The organism is Cellulosimicrobium sp. EB106-03-01-XG111 (assembly GCF_058792115.1).
This window is the reverse complement of record NZ_JBYTEQ010000006.1, coordinates 139,452-159,994: the sequence shown is the minus strand read 5'-3', so window position 1 is coordinate 159,994 and position 20,543 is coordinate 139,452. Positions and strand designations below refer to the sequence as shown.

Below are 20,543 nucleotides of genomic sequence, written 5' to 3'. Positions count from 1 at the left end.
CGGGCCCGCCCCGTGCCTAGCGGTACTTGCCGATCGCGCGGACGGCGGAGCGCGGCATCGCGCGCAGGGCCGCCGAGGCGACCCGGTACCGCACCGACGGCGTGGAGATGACGACGCCCCGCCGCACGTCCGCGAGCGCCTCCGCGACGACCCGGTCCGCGTCGAGCCACGCGAGGTCGGGGAGCACGGACTTGTCGATGCCCGCGCGGTCGTGGAACTCGGTGTGCGTGAAGCCGGGGCACAGCACGGTCGCGGTGACGCCCGTGCCGTGCAGCTCGACGGCGAGGCCTTCCGTGAAGGACCGCACCCAGGCCTTCGCCGCCGCGTACGTGCCGCCCGCGGTGAGGGCCGCGACCGACGCGACGTTGAGGATCGCGCCGCGCCCGCGCTCCGTCATCTGGCCCGCCGCCGCGTGGGACAGGACCATGACGGCGCGGACCATGACGTCCAGCGCCTCGAGCTCGACGTCGAGGTCGCCCCCGACGAAGCGCTGGTGCGTCGCGAAGCCCGCGTTGTTGACGAGCAGGCCGACCGGGCGCTCGTCCGGGCCGCCGGTCGTGGCGAGGCGCTCCGCGACGCGCGCGACGTCGTCAGGCACCGAGAGGTCGGCGCGCAGCACCTGGACGCGCACCCCGGCCGCGGCGCGGATCTGCCGTGCGGTCTCCTCGAGGCGCGCCTCGTCGCGCGCCACGAGGACGAGGTCGTGCCGCGCCGTGGCGAGCTGCCACGCGAACTCCAAACCCAGGCCGGCGCTCGCGCCGGTGATGAGTGCTGTCGCCATGGTCACAGCCTACGGGCGCCCGGGTGACCCGGGCGCCCGCAGGCGGGGTGGAGTCGTGTCACCGGGCCGGCGGCTTCACGGCGAGCACGGGGCACGCGGCGCCCAGCAGGATCTGCTGGGCGGTGGAGCCGAGCACGAGCTTGCCCACGGGGGTGCGGTGCCGCACTCCCACGACGACGAGGTCGGCGTCGACCTCGGCCGCGACGCCGAGCACGACCTCCGCGGGCAGCGCGGAGGACTGCAGGTGCCGCACCTCGTGCTCGACCCCTGCCTCCTCGAGGATCGTGCCGACCTCGACGAGCTGGTCATGGTCGGCCCAGCGCGGGTCGACGAGCCGGTCGCCGCGCGTCGTGTTGACCACCACGACGCCGGTGCCGAGCAGGACGGCCGCCCGGGCCGCGGCCCGCGTCGCGGCGGTCCCGAGCTCGCCGGGCGCGTAGGCGAGGACGACGGTCATCAGCGCACCTCCTGGTCCTGGGCCTCGACGCGGACGTCCTCGGCGAGCTCCGCGAGCTCGGCACCGGTGCGGCGCTCGCGCCGGCGCAGCCACAGGCCCGCGAGGATCACGACGGCGACGAGGGCGTAGGCCGTCGCGGCGAACGGGCTGGTGACGAGGGTCGTCAGGTCGCCCTGGCTGATCGCGAGCGAGCGGCGCAGCCGGTCCTCGGCCATGGGGCCGAGGATCATGCCGACGACCATGGGGGCGACGGGGTAGCCGTAGCGCCGCATGAAGAACCCGATCGCGCCGATGACGAGCAGGATGAGCACGTCGACCGGGGAGAAGTTCAGCGCGTACGAGCCGAGCGCGCCGAACAGCAGGATGCCCGCGTAGAGGTAGTGCCGCGGGATCTGGAGGACCTTCACCCACATGCCCACGAGGGGCAGGTTGAGCACGATGAGCATGAGGTTGCCCACGTAGAGGCTCGCGACGAGCGCCCACACGAGCGCGGACTGGCTCTCGAAGAGCAGCGGGCCGGGCTGGATGCCGTACGACTGGAACGCGACGATGATGATCGCGGCGGTCGCCGTCGTCGGGAGGCCGAGCGTGAGGAGCGGCACGAGGACGCCGGACGCCGCGGCGTTGTTCGCCGCCTCCGGGCCCGCGACGCCCTCGATCGCGCCCTTGCCGAACTCGTCCTTGTGCTTCCCGGCGGCCTTGCGCTCGGCGGCGTACGACAGGAAGGTCGCGACGTCGGCGCCGCCCGCCGGGATGGTGCCGACGGGGAACCCGATCGCCGTCCCGCGCAGCCACGGCTTCCAGGAGCGCCGCCAGTCCTCGCGCTTCATCCAGGAGCGCCAGCCCTTCTCGACGGGGATGACGTGCACGGGACCGTGCCGCAGGCGCGACCCGACGTACAGCGCCTCCCCTACCGCGAAGAGGCCGACGGCGACGATGACGACGTCGATCCCGTCGGCGAGCGTCGGGACGCCGAACGTGAAGCGCTGCTGGCCGGTGAGCGTGTCGGTGCCCATGAGCCCGAGGAACAGGCCGAGCGACAGGGACGCCATGCCGCGCGGCACCGACGACCCGAGCAGCGCGCCGACCGTCACGAAGGCGACGACCATGAGCGCGAAGTAGTCGGGCTCGCCGAGCTGCACGGCCCAGCGCGCGACGTACGGCGCGACGAAGGTCAGGGCGACGGTCGCGATGGTGCCCGCGACGAACGAGCCGATCGCGGCGGTCGCGAGCGCGGCCGCCCCGCGGCCCGCGCGGGCCATCCTGTTGCCCTCGAGCGCCGTGACGATCGACGACGACTCGCCGGGCGTGTTGAGCAGGATCGACGTCGTCGACCCGCCGTACATGCCGCCGTAGTAGATGCCGGCGAACACGATGATGGCGGCCGTCGCGTCGAGCGAGTACGTGAGCGGCAGGAGGAGCGCGATCGTCATCGCGGGGCCGATGCCGGGGAGCACCCCGACCGCGGTCCCGACGAACACGCCGAACAGCGCGTAGAGCAGGTAGACGGGCTGGACGACGGTCGCGAACCCGTCGAGCAGCGCGGTGAGGTTATCCACGGAACCAGGTCACCCCCTCCAGGAGCGGGCCGGGCGGGAGCGACAGCCCGAGCACGCCCCCGAACAGGACCTGGATCACCAGGGCCAGGACGAGGCCGAGCACGGCGGCGCGCCACCACGGGCGGGCGCCGAGGACGATCGCGGCCCCGGCGAACAGGAGCGTCGCGGCGAGCGGCCACCCGACGAGGTTGATCGCGTAGACGTGCACGAACAGCACCGCGCCGAGGAGCCCGACGGTCAGCCAGTCGGTGCGGGCGTCGGGGTCGACGTCCTCGCCGTCCTCCTCCTGGCCGCCGTGCCCCCGCCAGACGGCGACGAGCAGCACGAGGCCGGTCGCGAGCAGCATCGCGCCCACGAGGTAGGGGAACGCCCGGGGCCCGAGCGTGTTCGCCGAGCCGGGCACGACGATCGTCCCGGCGTCGAGGAGCACGAACACTCCGAGGGCGGCGGTGACGCCGGCGACGACGAGCTCGCCGGGTCGCCGCCAGGGACCCGCGGCGGGGGTGGCGCCTGCGGGGTCCCCGGCGGCCGGGCCGTCGGCGGGGTCGCCGACGGCCGGTGCCGACGCCGGCCCGGGGCGGGGCTCGGCGGCGGACGGTCCTGGGTCGGGGGCCGCGTCGGACGGCCCCGGCTCGCGCGACGCGTCGGGTGGCGCGTCGCGCGAGGCGCGGCGCCTGGTCACGGCGCGACCAGGCCGACGTCGGTGAGCGTCATCTGGATGTCGGCGATGTTCTCCGTGAGGAAGCCGTCGAACTCCTCGCCCACGAGGAACGCGTCGTCCCAGCCCTTCTCCTCGAGCGTCGCCTGCCACTCGTCGGACGCGACCATCTCGCTGACGAGCAGCTCGAGGGCGCGGCGGTCCTCGTCGGAGAGGTCGCCCGGCGCGACGACGCCGCGCCAGTTCGTGAGCTCGACGTCGTACCCGGCCTCGGTCATCGTCGGCACGTCGGGCAGCAGGTCCGTGCGCTCGGCGCCCGAGACCGCGAGCGCCCGGACGGTCCCGGCCTTGACCTGCTCCGCGTACTCGCCGACGCCGGAGATCCCGGCGCTCACCTTGTTGCCGAGCAGCGCGGCGAGCGACTCGCCGCCGCCCGAGTACGCGACGTAGTTGAGCAGCCCGCCCACCTCCGCCGACGGCACGTCGGCCGCCTGGAGGAGCATCCCCGCGAGGATGTGGTCGGCCCCGCCCGCGGAACCGCCGGTGATGGAGACGGACTTGCCGTTCGCCACGACGTCGTCGACGAGGTCCTCGAGCGTCTGGTACGGCGACGACGCGGGCACGACGACGACGAGCGGCTCCTCGGTGAGCCGCGCGATCGGGGTGGTGTCCTCGATGCGGGCCTGCGACTCGTTGGTCTCGACCGCCCCGACCATGACGAGGCCCATGACGAGCAGCGTGTGGGGGTCGGTCGTGTTGGCGAGCGACGCGAGGCCGACCGTGCCGCCGGCGCCGCCGACGTTCGTCACGGTCGCCGTGCGCACGAGACCGGAGCCCTGGAGGTCCTGCTGCATCGCGCGGCCGGTCTGGTCCCAGCCCCCGCCGGGGTCGGCCGGGACGACGATCGCGAGCTCGTCGACGGACGCGGCGGCCTCGCCGGACGCGTCGCCCGACCCGCCCGTCGTGGGGGCGCTGGGCTCGAGGCCCGAGCACGCGGCGAGACCGAGGACGAGTCCTGCGGCGAGCGTCGCGGTGAGAGCGTGCCGCGGGCTGACGGTGTGCCCGGAGCGCGGGCGGACGACGGATCGCATGTCTCCTCCTTGAGCGGGACCCGCAACGGCGCGGGCCTCACGACCTGATCCGGGGAGCGTAGGAGCGTGGCGCGCCGCACCGGGGGCTGCGGTCGTACTGGACGTTGCGGTCGATCCGGTGGTTGCGGTCGTTGGGGAGGTTGCGGTCGTTGTGGTCGCGGCCGGGGCCTGGCCCGCGGCGGGCCTGGGGCACACTGGTCCGGTGGGTCGAGCAGTGTCGCTCCGGGTGCAGCTTCTCGTGCTGCAGGTCGCCATCGTGCTCCTGGTCGTGGCGTCGACGGGGGCCGTCGCCTCGACCCTGCAGCACCGTCAGCTCCGGGACGCCTACCTCGACCGCATGACCGCGGTCGCGTTCTCCGTCGCGCGCCTGCCCGCGATCATCGACGCGTTCGACGACGAGGACCCCGCCGCGACGATCCAGCCGATCGCGGAGGTGATCCGCGAGGCGTCCGACGTCACGTACGTCGTCGTCACGGACGACGAGGGCGTGCGGTACTCCCACCCGGACCCGACCCGCATCGGCGAGACGGTCTCGACCGACCCGTCGGTCCCGCTCTCGGGCGAGGTGTGGACGGGCACGCAGACCGGCACGCTGGGCGAGTCCTGGCGCGTCAAGGTCCCGGTGTTCGGGCCCGAGGGGGACGTGGTCGGCACGGCCAGCGTCGGCATCCTCGAGTCCGACCTCGCCGACGACCTCGCCGACGACCTCGGGTGGCTGCTCGCGGCCCTCAGCGTCGCGGCGGCCCTCGGGGTCGTGTGCGCGGCGTTCGTCACGCGCGCCGTGCGCCGTCGCATCTTCCGGCTCGAGCCCGAGGAGATCGGCCGGCTGCTCGAGACGCGCGACGCGATGCTCCACGGCATCTCCGAGGGCGTCGTCGCGCTCGACCGCGACGGGACGGTCGTGCTCGTCAACGACGAGGCGCAGCGCCTGCTCGGGGTCGCGGCGTCCGACGCCGTCGGGCGGCCCGCGCACGACGTCCTCGACCCGCAGCTCCTCGCGCTCGTGCCCGACGCCGCGGACCCCGCCGACGCCGACGCGCGCGCCGCCGGGCCCGAGGAGGGCGGCGCGCTCGTCCTCGCGGGCGAGCGCGTGCTGCTCGCGCGCGCCGACCGGGCCCGCGTGGACGGCCGCGCCGTCGGGACCGTGCTCCTCCTGCGCGACCACACCGAGCTGCACGCGCTCCTGCGCGACCTCGACGGGGCACGCGGCCTCACCGACGCGCTGCGCGCGCAGTCCCACGAGTTCGCCAACAAGCTGCACGTCGTCTCGGGCCTGCTGGAGCTCGGGCAGGCCGACGAGGCCGTCGCGTTCATCGAGCGCGCCGGGCACGGCGGGCTGCTCACCGCGTCGGGCGTCGCACCCGGCGTCCACTCCCCCGAGGTCGCCGCGCTGCTGCTGGTCAAGGCCACGACGACGCGCGAGCGCGGCTCGCGGCTCGAGGTCTCGCCGTCCGCCCACCTCGCCGAGCCCGCGGGGCCCGACGACGCCGCGCTGCACGGCGACGCCCTCACCGTGCTCGGCAACCTCGTCGACAACGCGGTCGACGCCGTCGGGCCCGGGGGCCGCGTCCGCGTGCTCGTGACCGACCGCGCGCCCGACGGCACCGGTCCGACGCCGGACGGCCGCGTGGTGGTCGTCGTCGAGGACGACGGCCCCGGCATCCCGGCGGGCGCCCGCGCCGACGTCTTCGCCGCCGGGTACACCACGAAGGCAGGCCCGCACGGGCGCGGCATCGGGCTCGCGCTCGTGCGGCGCGTCGCCGCGCGGCGCGGCGGGACCGTCGAGGTGACCACCTCCGTGCTCGGCGGGGCGCGCGTCGCCGTGGCCCTCCCCGCGCAGCCCGTCGCCGCCACCGCGGGCGCGGGCGGCATCTCCCGGACGCCGGAGGCCGCGTCGTGACGCCCGGCGACCGCACCCTCGCATCCTCCGGCGGGACGACCGCGCCGCCGGGCGACCGGCTGCGCGTCCTCGTCGTCGAGGACGACCCGACGATCGCGCGCCTGCACCGCGGCTTCGTCGAGTCGCACCCGCGCTTCGTCGTCGTGGGCGAGGCGCGCACCGCGGCCGAGGCGCTGCGCGCGTTCGCCGTGCTCGACCCGGACGTCGTCCTGCTCGACATCTACCTGCCCGACGCGACCGGGCTGCACGTGCTGCGCCAGATCCGGCGCCGCCCCTCCCCGCCCGTCGACGTCGTCGCGACGACCGCCGCGCGCGAGCTCGAGAGCGTCCGTCAGGCCATGGCGGGCGGCGTGCAGCACTACCTCGTCAAGCCGTTCACGGCCGCGGCGCTGCGCGGCCGGCTCGACGAGGTCGCGCGCCTGCGCGACACGCTCCGCGCCACGGGCGACGTGCTCGACCAGGACGCCGTCGACCGCCTCGTGCGGCGCGGGGCGCCGGACACCGCGGCGCTGCCCAAGGGCCTGTCCGAGCGCAGCCTGCGGCTCGTCGTCGAGGCGCTCGCGGCCGCGTGCGCCGACGCGGGCGACGCGTCGGCGGGCGAGGTCGCTGCGCGGACCGGCATGTCGCGCGTGAGCGCGCGCCGCTACCTCGAGCACCTCGTCGCCACGGGGCGTGCCGACGTCGCGCCCCGGTACGGCGCGGCCGGGCGCCCGGAGAACGGCTACCGACCTGCCTGACCGCCGGGGCCGCTGCGGCTCGTGACCGCGACGCCGTACGGTGGGGCCCGTGCGCCTCGCGACCTGGAACATCAACTCCGTCCGTGCCCGCGTCGACCGCGCGGTCGCGTTCCTCGAGCGGACGGGGACCGACGTCCTCGCGCTCCAGGAGACCAAGTGCACGGACGCGCAGTTCCCCGTCGCGCCGTTCGAGGCGGCCGGGTACGAGGTCGCGCACGTGGGCGTGAACCAGTGGAACGGCGTCGCCGTCGTCTCGCGCGTGGGCCTCGCCGACGTCGAGACGTCGTTCCCCGGCCAGCCCGCCTTCGGCGACCGGGTCGAGGCGCGCGCGCTCGGCGCGACGTGCGGGGGCGTGCGCGTGTGGAGCCTCTACGTCCCGCACGGGCGCGAGGTCGGCGACCCGCACTACGCCTACAAGCTGCGCTGGCTCGACGAGCTGCGCGCGCAGGCCGCGGGCTGGCTCGCCGCCGACCCGGCGGCGCAGGTCGCGCTCGTCGGGGACTGGAACGTCGCGCCGCTCGACACCGACGTGTGGGACGTCGCGTACTTCGCCGGGAAGACGCACGTCACGCCCGCCGAGCGGGACGCCTTCGCCGCGTTCGGCGCTGCCGGGTACACCGAGGTCACGCGCGAGGCGATCCCTGCCGAGCGCACCTACACGTACTGGGACTACCAGCGGCTGCGGTTCCCGCGGAACGAGGGCATGCGCATCGACTTCGCGTACCTGTCGCCCGCCGCCCGCGCGCGCGTCACGGGCGTGACGATCGACCGCGACGAGCGCAAGGGCAAGGGCGCGTCGGACCACGTGCCGGTCGTCGTCGACCTGGCCGACTGACCTCCGGGGCGACCGCCGTGGGGCTCGGGCCCGGGTCCGCGCCGCGGGTCCGGGGCCGGGTGGGGCGCGTCCCCTCGCTACGGTGTGTCCATGACGACGCCACCCGTCCCTCCGTACGGGTCTCCCGACGAGCCCGCCGACCCGTACGCCCCCCGGCGGCCGCACCAGCCCCCGCTCACGCCGTACCACCCCCCGACCGACGACGCCCCCTCCGCGCCGGACGACGGCGGGTTCGTGGCACCGTCGGGTGCCGGAGGCGGGGGCGGGTACGGGAGCACGCCGGGCGTCGGGGGCGGGTACGGGAGCGCGCCGGGCGTCGGCGCCCCCTACGGCGGACCGGCCGCGCCCGCCGGGCCGGGCTCGCCCTACGGCCCCGGCTCCCCCTACGCCCCCGGAGCGACGCCGTCGTACGGCGCGGCGCCCGGGTACGCGGCGCCACCCGGGCCCGCGGCGTACCCGGCACCCGGCTACGGCGGCTACCCGCCGCCGTACGGCGCGCCCTACGCGCCCCCGCCGCGGACGAACGGGCTCGCGCTCGCCTCGATGATCGTGTCGATCGCGAGCCTCGTGCTCTGCGCGGGCTTCCCCGGCCTCGTCGGCCTCGTGCTGGGCATCGTGGCGCTCAACCAGGTGATGCGCGACGGCACGCGCGGGCGCGGGTTCGCCGTGACCGGGATCGTCGTCGGCGCCGTCGGCACGGCGTTCGCGATGCTCGTGGTCCTCGCCGGGACGCTCGGGGACTCGGCACCGTGAGCGACGACGACCTCTTCGCCCCGCCCGGCGGCAGCACGTCCGGGCCTGCGGGACGCCCGCCCGTCCCGCCTCCCGCCGGGGTGCCCGTGGCCTCGGGGCCCCGTGGCGCGGACGCCGAGGCGCCCCCGCGCCGGACGCCGCACGGCCCGTCCGGTGCGCAGGCGCCCGTGCCGCCGCCCGGGCCCGACGACCGGCCGGGCTTCGCCCCGGACACGTACTACGCGCCCGGGTGGCAGCCCGCGGCGCCCCGCGTCGAGCCGCTCGCCGTGGCGAGCGTGCCGGCGGGGGTCGTGCTCGGGCCGGTCGGCGTGGGCCTCGGGGCCGCCGCCCTGTCACGCATCCGCTCGCGCGGCACCCGCGGGCGCGGACTCGCGGTCGCCGGGACGGTGCTCGGCGCGGTCGCCACGCTCGCGTGGGTGGCGGGCGGGATCGCGTGGTGGCAGGGCGAGCAGGCACGCACGCCCCTCGCGGGCGACGTGGACGCACCGCGCATGGTGAGCGCCGTGCAGCTCGTGCTCGGCACGTGCCTCGACGAGCTGCCGCCCGACGGCGAGGTGTCGCGCGTGCGCGCCGTCCCGTGCGCGGACGAGCACCACGCGCAGGTCGTCGGCCGCACCGACCTCGGCGCGGACGAGGTGTGGCCCGGCCAGGACGCCGTGGACCGCCGCGTCGCGCGCGTGTGCACGCCCGACGCCCTGGGTCCGGACGCTCCGGAGGGCGTGCGGCTCGTGGTGTGGGCACCGACCGAGGCGTCCTGGCGCGACGGCGACCGCACCGGGCTGTGCCTGGCGAGCAGCGAGGCCCCGCTCCCGGGCGACCTGATCGGCTGACGACGTCGACCCCGCGCGCCGTCAGCGCGCGGCGTCGGACAGCACGAGGCGCAGGTACGCGCGCAGGTCGGCGGCCATGTCGACGCGCTCGGGCCGCGGGCGGTCGAGGGACAGCAGCCACTGGACCTGGAGGCCGTCCATGAGCGCGACGAGCTGGCGGGCCGCGACGTCCGGCTCGACGCCGTCGCGCAGGCCGCCCTCCCGGGCGCGCCGGGAGAGCTGCTCGCCGATGCGCGCGACCGTGGACTCGTAGCGCTCGACGAAGTACGCGTGCGCCGGGTGGTCGGGCGACGTCGCCTCGGCCGCGAGCGCCGTGAACAGCTCGACGATCGGCCGGCGCAGCGCGTTGCGCTCGACGAGCCGCACGAGCGCGTCGAAGAAGTCGGTCCCCCGCGCGAGGTCCTCCTCGAGGTCGGCGCGGTCGACGGTCTCCCGGTGGTCGAGCACCGCCTCGAGGAGCGCCGCCTTCGTCGGGAAGTGGTGAAGCAGCCCGGGGTGGGACATGCCCACGCGGGACGCGAGCTCGCGCAGGGACGCGGCGTGGAAGCCGACCTCGCCGAAGAGCACGACGGCCGCCTGGAGGATCTCCTCGCGCTTGGCCCGCCCCTTGGCGTACCCGCGGGCGGGGTCGGGCGCCGTGGCGCGGCGGGAGCCCGCGCGGTCCTGCCCGGCGCCGATGGCCGCGCTCGTCATGGCACTGCTCCGTCCGTCGTCCGACGAGGGCACACCCTACCGACCGCGCTGCGGCCCCGCGGGGTGCCCGCGCCCGGGCGGGCGCGGTTCAGGACGCGGGGGCGAGCGTCGGGGCGGGCTCGTCGGTGCTCGACGACGGCCCGGGCACCGCGGCCGACGGCCGGTCGGTGGAGGGCGTCGGCGCGGGCTCGGTCGGGGGCGGCGTGCCGGGCTCGGTCGGCTCCTCGACCTCGGGCGGCGCGGCACGCAGGGCCTCGGCGGTCGCCGCGGTGACCGTGCCGTCAGGGGCGAGGCCGTGCGCCTTCTGGAACGCTCGCAGCGCGGTGCGCGTCGCGTCGTCCATCGTCCCCGTGACGGCGACGTCGGCACCGTGCACCCGCAGCCGCTCCTGGACCCAGGACACGGACGCCGTGCCCGGGTCGGTCGTCGGGGAGGGCGTGGGGGTGGGCGCGGTCGGTGCCGGGGTCGGCTCGGACGCGGTGGGACCGGGCGCGGGCTCGGCGGAGGGCGAGGGTGCGCCGGGCGCGCCCTGCTCCCCGCTGCCGCTCGCGGACGGGCGCGGGGCCGGCGTCGAGCCCGTGTCGCCGGACGTCTCGTCCGACGCGTCCGGCGGGGGGATGCGGGTCACCTCGGGGCGCGGGGTGTCGGGGCGCGGCGTGACCGCGGGGACCGTGTCCTCGCCGTTCGCGCCGCCCTCGGCGGAGACCCCGCCGACGACGACCGCCTCGCCACCGCCCGTCGCGGCACCGACCATGCCCGCGACGGCGACGACGAGCGTCACCGCGCCCGCGCCGGCAGCGACCGTGACCCACGGCGTGGCGGTGCGGCGCGCAGGCCGCTGGACGGGGGCGGTGCGGTCCCGCTCGGCGGGTCCGGACCGGTCGTGGCGTCGGCGCACGTCGCCTCCTTCCGGGGCTGTCGAGGGGGCGGACGGCGCGACACGCTGCCCGCCGGGGCGGTCGGGTGGACGTCCACCCTGCCCCATCCCGGCTCGTGTGTCACGCCCGACGCCCTCACCTGCGGCGATACCCGCCACGGCTCCCCCGGTCCAGCGGGGCGGCGCCGCGCCTCCGACGGAGGTCGCAACGCAGGTTCCGCCCTGCGCCGCAAGACCCGGCGGGGGCCCGCGCGACAGCCTGGTGGGGCACCGCACGGGAGGCCCGTGCGGGACGCACGAGGGAGGGACCGGCATGACCACCATCCACGTCTCCGGGCTGCGCAAGGCGTACGGGGCGTTCGACGCCGTGCACGACGTGAAGTTCACCGCCGCGCCGGGCCGCGTCGTCGGGCTGCTCGGCCCGAACGGCGCCGGCAAGACGACCACGCTCCACGTCCTGCTCGGGCTCGCGGCGGCGACCGCGGGCACCGCGACGTTCGACGGCCGCGCGTTCGCGGACCTGACGCACCCGGCCCGCACCGTCGGCGCGCTGCTCGACGCGGGCGGCCTGCACCCGGGGCGGACGGGGCGCGACCACCTGCGCGTGCTCGCCTCCGCCGGCCGGATCCCGGCGCGGCGCGTCGACGAGGTGCTCGCGCTCGTCGGCATGACCCCCGCCGCCGACCGCCGCGTGCGGACGTACTCGCTGGGGATGCGGCAGCGCGTCGGGATCGCGGCCGCGCTGCTCGGCGACCCGGAGGTCCTCGTCCTCGACGAGCCCGCCAACGGTCTCGACCCCGCCGGGATGCGCTGGCTGCGCGACCTCGTCCGCGCCTTCGCCGACGACGGCGGCACCGTGCTCCTCGCGAGCCACGTGCTGTCCGAGGTGCGCCAGGTCGCGGACGACCTCGTCGTCGTCGGGCAGGGGCGCGTCGTCGCCGAGGGACCGCTCGACGAGCTGCTGCGCGGGGAGTCCCTGGAGGACTTCTACCTCGACCTGACCGCCACGACCGAAGGGGTGCGCTGATGTACCGCGCCGAGATGCTCAAGCTCCGCACGACCCGCGCGACGTGGGTCGTCGCGGCCGTCGCCGTCGCCGGGATGCTCGTCGTCCAGGCCTTCACCCTGCTGCTCCCCACGATCCTGCGCAGCGCCGACGCGGTCGGCGGCGGCACGACCGTCGGGCTCCAGGCCCCGCCCGAGATGGTGGCCGAGCTCGCGCCGGACCTCGGCGCGCTCGCCGACGTCTCGCAGCCCGCGTTCCAGCGCTCGATGCTCGACCTGCTCGGCACCGGTCTCGGCGGCTCCGGGTCCGTCGGCGTCGCGACCGTGTGCATGCTCCTGCTCGGCGTGCTCGCCGTGACGACCGACTTCCGCACGGGCGGCATCGTGCCCACGGCGCTCGTCCAGCCGTCGCGCCTGCGCATCCTCGGCGCGAAGGCGGGCGCGACCGCGACCGTCGCGCTCGGCGTCGGCGTCGTCCTCGCCCTACTGGGCGCCCTGGGGCTGCTCGTCGCGATCGTCACGACGCCGGGAGCGGGCCTCGCGCTCGGCCCCGGCGGCGTCCTCGGCGTCTGGGCCCGCGGGCTCGCGGTGCTCGTCCTGCTCGCGTGGCTCGGGCTCGGCATCGGGACGCTCGTGCGCGGCCAGGTGGCGGGCGTCGTCACGGTCGCGGCGCTCGCGCTCGCCGAGCCGATCGTCCGCGGCGCGGTGACGCTCCTGTCCGGCGGCGACTCGGCCGCGGCCGAGTGGCTCCCGCTCGGGCTGGGTGCGCTCGCGTCGACCGGCGGGTCCGCCGCGACGCTCCTCGGCGGCGCGGCACCGCTCGGAGCGCTCGCCGCTCTCGCCGGGCTCGCGGCGTGGGCCGCGCTCCTGCTCGGCGGGGGCGCCGTCAGCCTGCGGCGACGCGACCTCGTCTGACCACAGCCCGTCCGGCTCTCGGCGCGACGACCCGGTCGTCCACAGCCCGGGAGCCGCGCGGCGCCGTCGGCCCGCCCGCCCCGTAGGGTGGGCGGGCCCGACGGCGCACCCCGTCCCCGCACCCGTCGCCCGTTGGAGGAGGACCGTGACCGAGACCCTGCGCCGCGCGCTCGACCGGGCGGGCGTCCGCACCGACACCGGCCGCGACGCCGTGCTGGCCGGTGTCGTCGCCCTCGCGACGGTCGCGCTGTTCCTCGGCATCGAACGCGTCCTCGCGACGGAGGTCGAGGCCACGTTCGGTGCGGGACCGGGCGAGAGCGTGATCAGCCCGGGCGTGCGCGCAGCCGTGCTCGCGCTCGTCGTCGGTCAGGCCGCGGCGCTCGTGCTCCGCCGTCGGGCACCGCTCGTCTGCCTCGCGCTGACGGTCGTCGCGCAGGTCGCGATCACCGCCCTCCTGCCCCCCTACGTCGGGTTCCAGGCCCCGGCGACGCTCGTCGCCGCCTACTCCGCCGGGGCCTACGCCCCCCGCCGCGCGCGGCTCGGGGCGCCGGCGCTCGCGGCGGTCGCGCAGGTCCTGCTCGTCTTCGCGCTCGGCGGGTTCGGCGTCCCCGCCGGGGCCGGGCCCGCGCAGCACACCCTCCAGGTGGGGGGTGCCCTCCTCTCGGCGGTGCTCACGTTCGTGGGCGCGGCGCTCGTCGGCTCGTACGTCGCGACGCGGCGCGAGCTCGTCGCCGAGCTGCGCGACCGCGTGGTGCGCGCCGAGCGCGAGCGCGAGGCGCTCGCCGCGCAGGCCGTGCTCGAGGAGCGCGCCCGCATGGCCCGCGAGCTGCACGACGTCGCGGCGCACCACCTCTCGGGCATCGTCGTGCAGGCGTCCGCGGCGGAACGGCTCGTCGACGCCGACCCGGAGCGCGCCAAGGAGTCGGTCCGCTGGATCCGGTCGCAGGGTCGCGAGACGCTCGACGACCTGCGCCTCGTGGTCGGCATCCTGCGCGGCCGCGACGACGAGGGCGACGCGCGCGAGGCCCCGCAGCCCACGCTCGCCGACCTCCCCGCGCTCCTCGAGACGGCGCGCGCCGCGGGCACGACGGTCACCGTCGAGACCGAGGGCGAGCCCTGGGAGCCCGCACCGACCGCCCAGATCGCCGTGTACCGCGTGCTGCAGGAGGCGCTGGCCAACGCGCGGCGGCACGCGCCCGGAAGGCCGGTCGCGGTGCGGCTCGCGTGGAGCCCGACGGCCGTCGTCGTCACCGCGCGCAACCCCGCCGGTCGCACCGCTCCCCCGCAGGACGCCCGCCCGGGCCACGGCCTCGTGGGGATGCGCGAGCGCGCCGCCGTGCTCGGCGGCACGCTCGACGCACGGCGCACGCCCGACGGCGCGTGGCTCGTCCGGCTGACCGTCCCCCGCGCCCCCGCGCGCGACCCCCGCACCCCCGCCCAGGAGGCCTCGTGACACGCGTCGTGCTGGTGGACGACCAGGCGGTCGTCCGCGCCGGGTTCACCGTCATCCTCGAGAGCGAGGGCCTGGAGGTCGTGGGCGAGGCGTCGAACGGCGCGGACGCCGTCCGGGTCGCGCGCCGCGAACGCCCCGACGTCGTGTGCATGGACGTGCGCATGCCCGGCGGCGACGGCATCACGGCGACGCGCGCGCTCGCCGGGCCCGACGTCGCGGACCCGGTGCCGGTGCTCGTGGTGAGCACGTTCGACCTCGACGACTACGTGTTCGGGGCGCTGGAGGCCGGGGCGAGCGGGTTCCTGCTCAAGGACGCCGAGCCGGAGGTGCTCGTGGACGCCGTCCGGCGCGTCGCGTCGGGCGACGGCCTCGTGGACCAGTCGCTCACCCGGCGCGTGCTCGGCGAGTTCGCGCGCCGTCGTGCCCCGGTGTCGCGGGACGACGACGCGGCCGCGCTCCTCACGCCCCGCGAGCTCGACATCGTGGCGCTGCTGTGCCGGGGGTCGTCGAACGCGGAGATCGCGACGGCGCTCTTCCTCGAGCCGAGCACCGTGAAGTCCCACCTCAGCCGGGCCATGACGAAGACGGGCGCGCGCGACCGCGTGCAGCTCGTCGTGTGGGCGTTCCGGCACGGGATCGTGGACCCCTCGGCCTGACCTCAGCGCACGGGCCGCGGGAGGCCGAACCGCGCGTGCACCGGCGCGGCGACGTGCACGAGCGGCGGGTCCGCGGGCGGCAGCCCGAGGAGGTCGAGCAGGTCGGTGTCGAGGGCGTCGAGCGTGCCGCGCCGCAGGGTCCACGGCTCGTGCACCACGGGGAAGCGCCACAGCCGCCCGGCCCGCACGCCGTACGCGGACCACCGCGCCGTGAGCCACCGCACGAGGCCCGACGCCGCGTCCACCTCCTCGTGGGAGCGCACCTCGGCGTGCAGGGAGAGACCGCGCAGGCCCGCGTGCTCGTGCGGCACGGGCAGAGGTCCGCGGCCCGCGGAGCGGAACCGGTAGCGCACCGCCGACGGCGGCCCCGCCCGGTCGTCGCGTGCGTGCACCGCCGCGCGGGCCGGGTGGTACGGGACGCCCGCCGCGCGCGTCGCGGCGACGAACGCGCGCGACGTCGCCCACAGACCGAGGAACCACACGCCCTCGGCGCCCGCGCGGTCGCGCACGTACACGCGGACGTTGAGCTCGGGGAACGTCGACCACGCGCCCAGGGCGGGCAGCGGCGGGACGCGGACGCCCGCCATCCGGAACGGGACCACCCCGAGCCACGTCGTCCCGTCCACGTGCTGCACGGTGAGGCCGGGCGGGAGCCAGCCCTGCACGACGGCCGGGTCGACGGGCCAGTGCAGGAACGTCAGGGCCTCCCAGCGCTGGGCGTTCACCACGACTCGTGGCCGCCCGAGCGGCGACGCGCCGGGTGCGCGCACGCCCGGACGCTCGGGCGGTCGTGGGGACATGGCCCTACGGTGCGCCCCCGGGCGCACCCTCGCACGAGGTCGGCGGACCGGTCGGCGCGCCGGTCAGAACACCTGGTACAGCGCACCCTGGACGAGCCCGCTCACGAGGCCGAACAGGGCCGACGCGCCGAGCGCCGTACCGGCCGCCGCGAGCCCGGTGCCCGGCTGACGCCGCACGAGCGCGACAGTGCCCGTGACGGTCGCGACGAGCGCGAGCAGGCCCGTCAGCGTGCCGCGCGCGAACTGGAGCAGCCCCACCGCCGTGGGGTCGTACCCGGACGACAGCACGAGCGGGAGCGCCAGCGACGCCAGCCCACCGACGAGCACGGTGACGACACCGGAGACGAACGCCGTGACCGCCAGCGGGGACCGGCGCGCGGGGACGGGAGACGAGGTGCCGTACGCGGCGGTCGGCGACCACGTCTCGGGCCCGGGCTGGGGAGCGCTCATGCGCACATCGTGCCCGAGGAGCGGCACCGGCGACAGGGCCGTCCGGGGGCCGCGCCGCCGGAACCGGCGCTCAGCGGTGGCCCGGCGCGCCGCGCCGGAGGTCCTGGGACTCCTCCGGGTGGTAGACGCACACGTGCAGGGCCCGGGGCCGCACGCTGATGTCGAGGCGCTCGTCCGGCTCGATGACGTCGCCGTCGAGCTGACGGGGCTGCGGCCGGTCGGACACGACGGAGACGTCGCGCCCCCGCACGACCTCGCGGCTCGGCACCCGGCTCTTGCCGCGCACCACGCCCCACAGGAGCTGGAACCAGTGCCGCACGTTGCGCGGCGCGATGATCGCGACCTCGAGCCGGCCGTTGTCGGGCTCGGCGTCCGGGAGGAGGTTCGTCCCCGCCTGGAGCCGCCCGACGTTCCCGACCACGACGGTGCGCGCGCGGCGCCGGCGCGTGCGCCCGTCGACGGTGACCTCGACGTGCATCTCGTCGTCGGCCAGGTGCTTGAGCGCGGAGAAGACGTACGCGACCGACCCGGCGCGGGCCTTGAGCGCCGTCGGCGCGTCCTGCATCATCGCGGCGTCGAGGCCCATGCCGGCCATGATCGCGAACGTCTGGCCGTCGGCCACCCCGACGTCGATGGTGCGCCGGCCGCCGCGCAGCACGAGCCGGATGCCCTCCTCGGCGTCCGACGGGACACCGAGGTTCACCGCGAGCAGGTTCCCCGTGCCGCCCGGCAGGATCGCCAGCGCGGCGTCGGTGCCCGCGAGCCCCTCGACGACGGCGCGGACCGTGCCGTCGCCGCCGCTCACGAACACCACCTCGGCGCCGTCCTCGACGGCCTGGCGCGCCTGCCCCGTCCCCGGGTCCTCGGCCGTCGTCTCGAGCCATGCGGGCTCGGGCCACCCGGCGTCCGTGAGGCGCGTGACGATGAGCTCGCGCAGCGCGTCCAGCCCTTCGACACGGTTCGGGTTGACGATGACCGCGGAGCGGCGCGGGACGTCGTCGGGCCGCCGCTGCGGGGAGGTGGTCGCGGATGTGGTCGTCTCGTCGGTCGGCACGGACCGAGTATGTCCCGGCGGCGCGCTGCCCGCCCGGGCTCCGGCCGATCAGCTCGAAGACGAAAGGGGCGCGGCGGGTGGTGGGGCCGGGCCGCGGCGGCCTAACGCTCCTTGAAGTAGCGGAAGAGGTGCTTCTCTCGCGTGGTGAGCACTGCGGTCTGGGCACCGAGGAGGGCACCGACCGCTCCGGTGGCCAGGGACCGAGCGCCGGTGGCCCAGGTCTCGATGCCGGAGTCGGGGTTGCCCCAGGCGGCGACCCACCACAGCGCGGTGGCCGCGACCGTGGTGGCGGCGAGTGCCCAGGCGAGCGTCTCGAGCAGGGCCTTCCAGGCGAGCGCGGGTCGTGGGACGCGGGCGTGCAGGGCGGCGGCGAGCTCGAGTCGACGGGAGCGGATCGCGGTGTAACCCAAGGCGATCCCGACGACGAGCGCGGCGACCGGGGCGTGCCGGGTCAGGCGCTCGGCGAGCAGGGCCGGCGCGTCGTAGTTGCCGCCGAGACGAGCGTTGAGCTGGCCCTGGGTGGGCTTGGTCTCACCGGACGGGTCGGGCACGAGAGCGGTGCGTAGGTAGGTGGCCGTAGTCGCGTCGGCGGGCCAGATCTCGGCCCAGCACGCGTCGAAGGGCCCGGTTGCCGGTACCGGGGTGAGCAGGGTGTAGCCGAGGGTGCGGGCCCGCCCGTCGTCGGGGTAGGGGTAGACGCCCGCGACGACGGCCGTCCCCGTAGTGGTCGCGACCTTGTCGTCGGCGCGGATGCCGAGCGCCTCCGCGAGATCGCTCGCCAGCCACACGCCGGAGGCGGTCGTGGCCGACGGGTCGAGCACGCGCGCCAGGCCGGGAGTGATCTCGAAGGTGGAGAGCTCTGACCCCGGGAGGTTGAGAGCGCGCGCCGGCTCGCCCGCACGCAGCGCACCGGCGGCGCGCACCCCGGTGATCTGGGTCAGCGCCTCGCACCGCGCCGCGTCCACGTGCTCGGGCGACTCGAGCACCTGCACGCTCGCGCCGGCGTCGCGGAAGTCCTGCGCGCCGCGCACGACGTCGACCACCGCACGCACATCCACGGCGGCGAGCACGCCGACGGCGAGCAGCAGGACGACGGCGTACGTCGCCGCGCGCGTCGTGCCGGTCAGGACGTCGCGCCATGCCTCGGAGATCACCGACCCGGCCCGCATCGACCGACGACGACGCGGCGGGGTCTCGTCGTGTTGCCCGGCGGGCGGGGAGCCAGGCAGGGTCGTGCGCGCTGCCGTCGCTCTGGGCGGGGTCACGGTCACCGCGCGCCTCGGGCCCGTTGCCCCGCGAGGCTGAACGCCTCCTCCTGGTAGTCCGCGAGGTCCACGATGCGGGTGCACGCGTCGCGCGTGTGCGGGTCGTGCGTCGCGACGACGACGATCGAGGACTGCTGCGCGATCCCCGCGATGACATCGTTCACTGTCGCGGAGGTCGCGAGGTCGAGCTGCGCGGTCGGCTCGTCAACGAGCAGCAGGTCCGGAGCGATCGCGACCGCACGCGCGAGCATGAGCCGCTGCGCCTCCCCGCCCGACAGCGCCCGGAACGGCCGCCTCGCGACCGGTACGAGCGCGAACCGGTCCAGGACTTCCAGCGCCTCGGTCTCCGCGTCGCGGCGTCGTGCCCCCCGCGCCAGCAGCGGCAGCACCACATGGTCCAGGGCCGCCCGCCTCGCCACGCCGTGCGGATTCTGGAACACCCATCCCGTGTGGTCGACCCCGACCCGTTCGATCGTGCCCGCCCGAGGCGTCACCCAACCCGCGAGCAGGCTGAGCAGCGTGGACTTGCCCGAGCCCGACGGCCCGACCAGCCCCACGACCTCCCCTGGTCGCAGCAGCATGTTCAAGCCCGCGAACAGGGTGCCCGTGCCGTCGAACGCGTGAGACAACCCGAACGTCTGCACGTACTTGGCTCCCGGCGCTCCCGTGAGGGCGCTCGCCTGCCTCGCTCTGCGCGGCCTCATGCGCACGACGACTGCCCTTGCTGCGGCGTGAGGTCGACGACGGACGGCGCCGCACCGTCGAACGTCACCAACGTCTGCCCTAGGGACGACGACACCACCGTCACCGGCCGGGCCACACCGTCTCCCACCACGCACCCCGAGGTACCCGACAGCGCGAACAGCGCACCTGGGGGCACCACCGCCACGTCCAGCGGTTCGGCCAGCACATACTCCAGCATCACCGGCTCCGAGCCCTCCGAGCGCTGCCACGCCACGAGCTCCGGGCCGCGTTGCACCTCCTCCAGGAACGTCGGGTCCGTCACCACGCCCCCCTCGCCCACCGGTGCGGTCAGCTCTCCGTACCGCACCACCCGCGCACCCGGGGCGCCGTCCGTAGCCGAGTCAGCGAGCCGCAACGACGACAGCGCGCCCGCAACGGTCACGAACGGCTCGTCGCCCGCGACCGCGCCCAACGGCGCCCCGCACTCCTTCACCGCCACCGACGGCGCCGGCAACCACAGCACGGACGCCGCCGGAAGGTCACCCGACGGCTTCGCGACTCCCGCATCCCTGAACAGGCGCGTCACCGCCGTCTTCGTCGCGTTCCCGTACTCCGCGTCCGCACGAACAGGGAACCCGATCCGCGCAAGCTCGGCCTGGAGCGCATGCACATCATCACCCTTCGCGCCCGGGGCGAGGTCGCGCCACAGCGGGACCGACGTCGCCAGCGCCAGCACCGGCCGGTCGTCGATCGTCGCGGGGCTCGACCCCGACTCGATCACCCCGCCCGGCACGCACGACGACGCCGTCACCCGCCCCGAGTCCGCCAACGACAGCGGTGACTCCTGCGCGACCTGCGGCGTCACCTTGACCCGCCGTGCGTCGTCGAACACCTGCGACGACACCGGCGCAGTAGCCACCGCCTCCGGTGACCGTACGCTGTGCGGGACACGCTCCGGCGCCAGGACCACACCTGCGGCCACGCCAGCCGCAAGAAGCGTCGCCACGCCCAGCATGATCGTGGCCACCGCGACGCCGGGCCCGTCACTCTTGCTCACCGTGATCACCCCTGCATTCCTTCGAACCCAGAC

General features: G+C 76.5%; 22 protein-coding genes. 9 read left to right on the top strand and 13 right to left on the bottom strand.

Annotation, left to right across the window (positions count from 1 at the left end; genetic code table 11):
- Positions 1 to 16: 16 nt before the first annotated feature.
- The 5 genes from AC3WT4_RS07815 to AC3WT4_RS07795 are packed head-to-tail and all read right to left on the bottom strand — an operon-like array spanning position 17 to position 4,546.
- On the bottom strand, positions 17 to 781 hold the full coding sequence (locus AC3WT4_RS07815; protein ID WP_492315177.1) for an SDR family NAD(P)-dependent oxidoreductase: 765 nt from the start codon (positions 779 to 781) through the stop codon (positions 17 to 19).
- Positions 782 to 839: 58 nt separating this feature from the next.
- Positions 840 to 1,238: a universal stress protein gene (locus AC3WT4_RS07810; protein WP_034655300.1), complete on the bottom strand. Its 399-nt coding sequence runs from the start codon at positions 1,236 to 1,238 to the stop codon at positions 840 to 842.
- Complete coding sequence (locus tag AC3WT4_RS07805; protein WP_108051204.1) at positions 1,238 to 2,797, bottom strand: tripartite tricarboxylate transporter permease; 1,560 nt, start codon at positions 2,795 to 2,797, stop codon at positions 1,238 to 1,240. Before AC3WT4_RS07805 ends, AC3WT4_RS07810 begins: the two co-directional genes overlap by 1 nt.
- Positions 2,790 to 3,479, bottom strand: a complete 690-nt coding sequence (locus AC3WT4_RS07800) for a tripartite tricarboxylate transporter TctB family protein (RefSeq protein WP_492315176.1) — start codon at positions 3,477 to 3,479, stop codon at positions 2,790 to 2,792. The genes AC3WT4_RS07805 and AC3WT4_RS07800 overlap by 8 nt, the downstream gene beginning before the upstream one ends.
- On the bottom strand, positions 3,476 to 4,546 hold the full coding sequence (locus AC3WT4_RS07795) for a Bug family tripartite tricarboxylate transporter substrate binding protein (RefSeq protein ID WP_108050956.1): 1,071 nt from the start codon (positions 4,544 to 4,546) through the stop codon (positions 3,476 to 3,478). Before AC3WT4_RS07795 ends, AC3WT4_RS07800 begins: the two co-directional genes overlap by 4 nt.
- Before the next feature lie 202 nt (positions 4,547 to 4,748).
- Between AC3WT4_RS07795 and AC3WT4_RS07790 the strand changes: the two genes are divergently transcribed.
- The 5 genes from AC3WT4_RS07790 to AC3WT4_RS07770 all read left to right on the top strand — a co-directional run bounded on the left by AC3WT4_RS07790 (position 4,749) and on the right by AC3WT4_RS07770 (position 9,601).
- Entirely contained in the window at positions 4,749 to 6,446 is a 1,698-nt protein-coding gene (locus AC3WT4_RS07790) for an ATP-binding protein (RefSeq protein WP_492315175.1), read from the top strand.
- Positions 6,443 to 7,183 carry a response regulator gene (locus AC3WT4_RS07785; protein WP_492315174.1) on the top strand — a complete coding sequence of 247 codons (741 nt, stop codon included), beginning with the start codon at positions 6,443 to 6,445 and terminating at the stop codon, positions 7,181 to 7,183. Before AC3WT4_RS07790 ends, AC3WT4_RS07785 begins: the two co-directional genes overlap by 4 nt.
- A 49-nt stretch (positions 7,184 to 7,232) precedes the next feature.
- Complete coding sequence (locus AC3WT4_RS07780) at positions 7,233 to 8,018, top strand: exodeoxyribonuclease III (RefSeq protein ID WP_400112509.1); 786 nt, start codon at positions 7,233 to 7,235, stop codon at positions 8,016 to 8,018.
- Positions 8,019 to 8,108: 90 nt separating this feature from the next.
- Positions 8,109 to 8,771, top strand: a complete 663-nt coding sequence (locus AC3WT4_RS07775) for a DUF4190 domain-containing protein (RefSeq protein ID WP_074805327.1) — start codon at positions 8,109 to 8,111, stop codon at positions 8,769 to 8,771.
- Complete coding sequence (locus tag AC3WT4_RS07770) at positions 8,768 to 9,601, top strand: DUF4190 domain-containing protein (protein WP_492315173.1); 834 nt, start codon at positions 8,768 to 8,770, stop codon at positions 9,599 to 9,601. Before AC3WT4_RS07775 ends, AC3WT4_RS07770 begins: the two co-directional genes overlap by 4 nt.
- Positions 9,602 to 9,622: 21 nt before the next feature.
- Here AC3WT4_RS07770 and AC3WT4_RS07765 read toward each other — a convergent pair whose 3' ends face one another.
- Complete coding sequence (locus AC3WT4_RS07765) at positions 9,623 to 10,294, bottom strand: TetR/AcrR family transcriptional regulator (protein ID WP_074805324.1); 672 nt, start codon at positions 10,292 to 10,294, stop codon at positions 9,623 to 9,625.
- A gap of 88 nt (positions 10,295 to 10,382) precedes the next feature.
- A complete protein-coding gene (locus AC3WT4_RS07760) occupies positions 10,383 to 11,192 on the bottom strand; it encodes a peptidoglycan-binding domain-containing protein (protein ID WP_108050952.1) in 810 nt (269 codons plus the stop codon).
- 292 nt (positions 11,193 to 11,484) lie between these two features.
- Between AC3WT4_RS07760 and AC3WT4_RS07755 the strand changes: the two genes are divergently transcribed.
- From AC3WT4_RS07755 to AC3WT4_RS07740, 4 genes are all read left to right on the top strand, one after another.
- Positions 11,485 to 12,198: an ABC transporter ATP-binding protein gene (locus tag AC3WT4_RS07755; RefSeq protein WP_492315172.1), complete on the top strand. Its 714-nt coding sequence runs from the start codon at positions 11,485 to 11,487 to the stop codon at positions 12,196 to 12,198.
- A complete protein-coding gene (locus tag AC3WT4_RS07750) occupies positions 12,198 to 13,091 on the top strand; it encodes a hypothetical protein (protein ID WP_492315171.1) in 894 nt (297 codons plus the stop codon). The genes AC3WT4_RS07755 and AC3WT4_RS07750 overlap by 1 nt, the downstream gene beginning before the upstream one ends.
- 145 nt (positions 13,092 to 13,236) lie before the next feature.
- Entirely contained in the window at positions 13,237 to 14,544 is a 1,308-nt protein-coding gene (locus tag AC3WT4_RS07745) for a sensor histidine kinase (RefSeq protein ID WP_492315170.1), read from the top strand.
- Entirely contained in the window at positions 14,541 to 15,200 is a 660-nt protein-coding gene (locus tag AC3WT4_RS07740; RefSeq protein WP_074805309.1) for a response regulator, read from the top strand. The genes AC3WT4_RS07745 and AC3WT4_RS07740 overlap by 4 nt, the downstream gene beginning before the upstream one ends.
- Before the next feature lie 2 nt (positions 15,201 to 15,202).
- Here AC3WT4_RS07740 and AC3WT4_RS07735 read toward each other — a convergent pair whose 3' ends face one another.
- From AC3WT4_RS07735 to AC3WT4_RS07710, 6 genes are all read right to left on the bottom strand, one after another.
- A complete protein-coding gene (locus AC3WT4_RS07735; protein ID WP_492315169.1) occupies positions 15,203 to 16,000 on the bottom strand; it encodes a YqjF family protein in 798 nt (265 codons plus the stop codon).
- 63 nt (positions 16,001 to 16,063) lie between these two features.
- Positions 16,064 to 16,450, bottom strand: a complete 387-nt coding sequence (locus tag AC3WT4_RS07730) for a hypothetical protein (RefSeq protein WP_492315168.1) — start codon at positions 16,448 to 16,450, stop codon at positions 16,064 to 16,066.
- Positions 16,451 to 16,520: 70 nt separating this feature from the next.
- Complete coding sequence (locus AC3WT4_RS07725) at positions 16,521 to 17,504, bottom strand: diacylglycerol/lipid kinase family protein (protein WP_492315167.1); 984 nt, start codon at positions 17,502 to 17,504, stop codon at positions 16,521 to 16,523.
- A gap of 101 nt (positions 17,505 to 17,605) precedes the next feature.
- Entirely contained in the window at positions 17,606 to 18,658 is a 1,053-nt protein-coding gene (locus tag AC3WT4_RS07720) for a hypothetical protein (RefSeq protein WP_492315166.1), read from the bottom strand.
- Between the two features lie 113 nt (positions 18,659 to 18,771).
- On the bottom strand, positions 18,772 to 19,473 hold the full coding sequence (locus AC3WT4_RS07715; RefSeq protein ID WP_492315165.1) for an ATP-binding cassette domain-containing protein: 702 nt from the start codon (positions 19,471 to 19,473) through the stop codon (positions 18,772 to 18,774).
- Positions 19,470 to 20,519, bottom strand: a complete 1,050-nt coding sequence (locus AC3WT4_RS07710; RefSeq protein WP_492315164.1) for a peptidoglycan-binding domain-containing protein — start codon at positions 20,517 to 20,519, stop codon at positions 19,470 to 19,472. Before AC3WT4_RS07710 ends, AC3WT4_RS07715 begins: the two co-directional genes overlap by 4 nt.
- Between the last annotated feature and the right edge of the window lie 24 nt (positions 20,520 to 20,543).

Bases quoted from the DNA above. Each gene is read 5' to 3' on its own strand.
- AC3WT4_RS07775 (WP_074805327.1), top strand. From the start codon at position 8,109: ATGACGACGCCACCCGTCCCTCCGTACGGGTCTCCCGACGAGCCCGCC.
- AC3WT4_RS07735 (WP_492315169.1), bottom strand. From the start codon at position 16,000: ATGTCCCCACGACCGCCCGAGCGTCCGGGCGTGCGCGCACCCGGCGCG.
- AC3WT4_RS07815 (WP_492315177.1), bottom strand. From the start codon at position 781: ATGGCGACAGCACTCATCACCGGCGCGAGCGCCGGCCTGGGTTTGGAG.
- AC3WT4_RS07795 (WP_108050956.1), bottom strand. From the start codon at position 4,546: ATGCGATCCGTCGTCCGCCCGCGCTCCGGGCACACCGTCAGCCCGCGG.
- AC3WT4_RS07715 (WP_492315165.1), bottom strand. From the start codon at position 19,473: ATGAGGCCGCGCAGAGCGAGGCAGGCGAGCGCCCTCACGGGAGCGCCG.
- AC3WT4_RS07765 (WP_074805324.1), bottom strand. From the start codon at position 10,294: ATGACGAGCGCGGCCATCGGCGCCGGGCAGGACCGCGCGGGCTCCCGC.
- AC3WT4_RS07750 (WP_492315171.1), top strand. From the start codon at position 12,198: ATGTACCGCGCCGAGATGCTCAAGCTCCGCACGACCCGCGCGACGTGG.
- AC3WT4_RS07730 (WP_492315168.1), bottom strand. From the start codon at position 16,450: ATGAGCGCTCCCCAGCCCGGGCCCGAGACGTGGTCGCCGACCGCCGCG.
- AC3WT4_RS07755 (WP_492315172.1), top strand. From the start codon at position 11,485: ATGACCACCATCCACGTCTCCGGGCTGCGCAAGGCGTACGGGGCGTTC.
- AC3WT4_RS07810 (WP_034655300.1), bottom strand. From the start codon at position 1,238: ATGACCGTCGTCCTCGCCTACGCGCCCGGCGAGCTCGGGACCGCCGCG.